A 1,503-nucleotide genomic window follows, 5' to 3' on the forward strand; every position below is an offset into this window, starting at 1 on the left:
GGACCACCCCCACCACCGGGTACCCCCCGGTCACCGGATGGTCGGCCAGGAACACCACCGGCATCCCGTCCGGCGGCACCTGCACCGCCCCCAGCACCATCCCCTCACTCGGCAGCTCCCCGCCCCGCGCCCGCGCCAGCGCCGGACCGCCCTCCGTCCGCAGCCCGATCCGGTTCGACGCCGGCGACACCCGGTACCCGGCGGACAGCAGGGCCGCCACCGAGCCCCCGGTGAACCAGTCCGCCCGGGGCCCGAGGCGCAGCGGCAGCACCAGCTCCGCCACCGGCGGCCCCGCCGCCCGCAGGGCGTCCGCCCCGGCCACGGGGTCCGGCCCGGGGGTCCCGACGTCCAGCACCGTCCCGTCCGCCAGGACCGGCGGCCCCAGCCCGGACAGCAGGTCCGTCGAGCGGCTCCCGAGCACCGCCGGCGCCGCGAACCCGCCCCGCACCGCGACGTAGCTGCGCAGCCCGGTCTCCGCCCGGCCCACGTCCAGCTCCGCCCCCGCCGCAAGCCACACCGGCGCACCCCACGCCGCCGGGCGCCCCGAGACCCGTACCGCGCACGGCGCGCCCGTCACCGCCACCGTGACCGGGGCCAGGGCGCGCAGCCGGACCCCGTCCAGGGTGGTCTCCAGGGTGGCGGCCCCCGCCGGGTTGCCGACGAGCCGGTTGGCCAGGGCGTGCGAGGCCGTGTCCAGCGCACCCGACCGGGGCACGCCCAGATGCGCGTACCCGGGCCGCCCCAGATCCTGCACGCTACTGAGCGCCCCGGCCCGCACCACCACCAGCCGCCCCACACCCGCCCGCGCCACACCCGAGCCGAGGGACAGCCCGCCCCTCCCGCCCGCGCCCGTGCCGGGTGCGTCCGTGCCGCCCGGCACGCCCGGACTCCCGGCCGCGCCGTGGGCGGCCCGCGGCTCCTGTCCCGCGCCGCCCGGCACATCGTCCCCTCCCCCGCCGCCCGGCCCGCCGCTCACGCCCCCGCCTCCTCGAACCGCACCCGTACCCCCGGTGCGAACAGCGCCGCCGGTTCGCGGGACGGGTCCCACAGGACCGCGGCGGTGGAGCCGATCAGCTGCCAGCCGCCGGGGGAGGAGCGCGGGTAGACCCCCGCGTACTCCCCGGCCAGCGCGAGGGACCCCGCCGGGACCGCCGTGCGCGGGGTGGCCCGCCGGGGCAGCCACAGCCGCTCCGGGAGGCCCGTCAGATAGCCGAAGCCGGGCGCGAACCCGCAGAACGCCACCCGGAACTCGATCCCCCCGACCAGCCCGGCCACCTCCCCCTCGGCAACCCCCCACGCGGCGGCCGCCTCCGCGAGGTCCGGCCCGTCGTACCGCACCGGCACGGTGACCAGCGGACCCTCCGCCTCGGCGAGCGGCGGCACCTCCCAGCGCGCGATCCGCGCGGCCAGCGCCGCCGGCTCCCGCACCCCGTCCAGCAGCACCGTCCGCGCCGCCGGCGGCGTCGACCTCGTCGCCGCGCTGAACGCGACGGGCCCGGCCCC

General features: G+C 80.6%; 2 protein-coding genes. Both read right to left on the reverse strand.

Annotation, left to right across the window (positions count from 1 at the left end; translation table 11 throughout):
- Positions 1 to 787, reverse strand: a 787-nt coding sequence (locus AB0O29_RS35860; protein WP_365160621.1) for a biotin-dependent carboxyltransferase family protein, incomplete at its 3' end; no start/stop codon positions are given.
- 185 nt (positions 788 to 972) lie between these two features.
- Positions 973 to 1,503 (reverse strand): carboxyltransferase domain-containing protein (locus AB0O29_RS35865; RefSeq protein WP_365160618.1); only part of this gene is annotated, 531 nt, incomplete at its 5' end.

Source organism: Streptomyces sp. NPDC089915, from assembly GCF_040684675.1.
Lineage (GTDB): Bacteria > Actinomycetota > Actinomycetes > Streptomycetales > Streptomycetaceae > Streptomyces.